The sequence below is a fragment of the Pseudanabaena sp. 'Roaring Creek' genome, assembly GCF_001402795.1.
Classification (GTDB): domain Bacteria; phylum Cyanobacteriota; class Cyanobacteriia; order Pseudanabaenales; family Pseudanabaenaceae; genus Pseudanabaena.
In genome coordinates, this window is the sequence record NZ_LIRE01000557.1 from 1 (window position 1) to 1,478 (window position 1,478).

Annotated in this window: 1 protein-coding gene; it reads left to right on the top strand. The window is 45.5% G+C overall.

What is annotated here, in order from left to right; genetic code table 11:
- Positions 1-411 precede the first annotated feature (411 nt).
- The gene (gene obgE, locus AC805_RS16290; RefSeq protein ID WP_055076393.1) at positions 412-1,407 is read left to right on the top strand and encodes a GTPase ObgE; all 996 of its coding nucleotides are present in this window, start codon (positions 412-414) and stop codon (positions 1,405-1,407) included.
- Positions 1,408-1,478: the final 71 nt, after the last annotated feature.

Genomic DNA, 1,478 nt, shown 5'->3' on the forward strand with positions numbered 1-1,478 from the left:
ACCAAAACCTATCAAAACCTATAAAGTTGCGCCCCGTAGGGGCGCAACTTTATAGGTTTTGGGTTGTAATTAATTATGCCTAGCTACTTAACTCATACCAAAGCTGAAAATGTCGTAGCCATTTTCAGCTTTGAAAACCCTTACTGGGTTTGGTTTTTAATTCACAAAAGTGTTGTCACACTTTCGTGAATTGGTATTAGGCTAGGACTTAAACTCCAAAGCGAGAAGAGGGCTACGCCGCAGTCCTCTTCTCGCTTTGGAGTTTTAAGGTTATTTATTTTAGCCATTTACTACCCTAATCGCTGCATAATAGAAATAAAACCAATGAAGACGATCCTGTAAGTTAAGTAAGTTAAGTGGATTGTCTCGGTTAAACAGAGCAAGCAATTAGAGCAAGCAATTGAGTTAGCAATGCATTTTATTGACCGCGTTACGATACAAGTGAAGTCTGGAGATGGTGGTGATGGGCTAGTCGCATTTCGCCGCGAGAAATATGTACCTGCGGGTGGACCAGCAGGTGGCAATGGCGGTAATGGTGGCTCGGTGATTTTGCAGGCAACAACGGATCTGCAAACCCTCTTAGATTTTCGCTTTGAGAATATCTTTAAGGCTGAAAATGGCGAACGTGGTGGACCTAGTAACATGACGGGTCGCAAAGGCAACGATCGCGTGATTAAAGTTCCCATCGGTACGGTGGTTATGAATGAGGAGACAGGCGAGGTTCTGGGCGATCTCACCGAGGATGGTCAAACCCTATTTGTGGCAAAAGGCGGTAAAGGTGGACTGGGAAATAAATATTTCTTGAGCAATCAAAACCGCGCCCCTGACTACGCCTTACCAGGGCTTCCAGGAGAAGAACTTGGACTATATCTAGAACTAAAGCTAATTGCGGAAGTGGGGATCATTGGTTTGCCCAATGCTGGTAAATCGACGCTGATCTCCGTCGTATCGGCAGCTCGTCCTAAAATTGCTGATTATCCCTTCACTACGCTTGTCCCAAATCTCGGTGTCGTGTCTAAACCATCGGGCGATGGGATCGTTTTTGCGGATATTCCTGGATTAATTGAAGGCGCATCTGATGGAATTGGTTTAGGGCATGACTTTTTGCGCCATGTCGAACGCACAAAGCTGCTCATTCATCTGATCGATGTCACCCAAGAGGATCCTCTAAATGCCTATCACACCATTCAAGAGGAGTTGGAGGCTTACGGTCACGGCTTAGCGGATAAGCCGCAAATTGTAGCTCTGAATAAGATCGATGCGATGTTGCCTGACGATGTGGAGGCGATCGCTGCGCAGTTCGATTTTCCGATGCTTTCCATTTCGGCTGCCTCGAAAAAGGGACTAGATAAGCTGCTGCAAGGGGTCTGGAAGCTATTGGAGCAGTTCGATCTCGACAATCCCTAATTCATCATCCTAATCCATAAAACAATCCATAAAAAAAACATAAATTCGGTGCGATGCACCGACTCTAATAC

Excerpts from the sequence above, each read along its gene's own strand:
- obgE (WP_055076393.1), top strand. The coding sequence starts at position 412 with ATGCATTTTATTGACCGCGTTACGATACAAGTGAAGTCTGGAGATGGT.